Here is a 272-nt window from a genome sequence, read left to right as displayed (position 1 = left end):
CACGAAGCCCTTCTTGTCCAGTTCGACGCCACAGCTGCGCAGCCAGTCCGTATTCGGATCGGCGCCCGTGAACAGGAAAAGATGCCGCGAATCGAAGCAGTCGCGCCCGTCCGCGCATGGGTTTTTCAGGCCGACCTGCTCGAGCCCGCCTTCGCTGCCTTCGAGCCAGCCGATTTCCGTGCCCGGATACACGGTGACGTTCGGCAGCGACGCGATCCGGTCGATCAGATAGCGCGACATCGTCGCCTCGAAGCCGCTGCGGCGGATCAGCA

1 pseudogene is annotated in these 272 nt (G+C 64.3%); it reads right to left on the bottom strand.

Annotated elements, in window-relative coordinates:
• Positions 1 to 272: pseudogene (locus tag SB753_RS37335) on the bottom strand (thioredoxin reductase); the annotation flags it as partial.

The sequence above is a fragment of the Paraburkholderia sp. SIMBA_053 genome, assembly GCF_046534895.1.
In the GTDB taxonomy this organism is placed as follows: domain Bacteria; phylum Pseudomonadota; class Gammaproteobacteria; order Burkholderiales; family Burkholderiaceae; genus Paraburkholderia; species Paraburkholderia caledonica.
The sequence above is the reverse complement of the archived record's forward strand: the minus strand, read 5'-3'. Positions and strand labels throughout refer to the sequence as shown.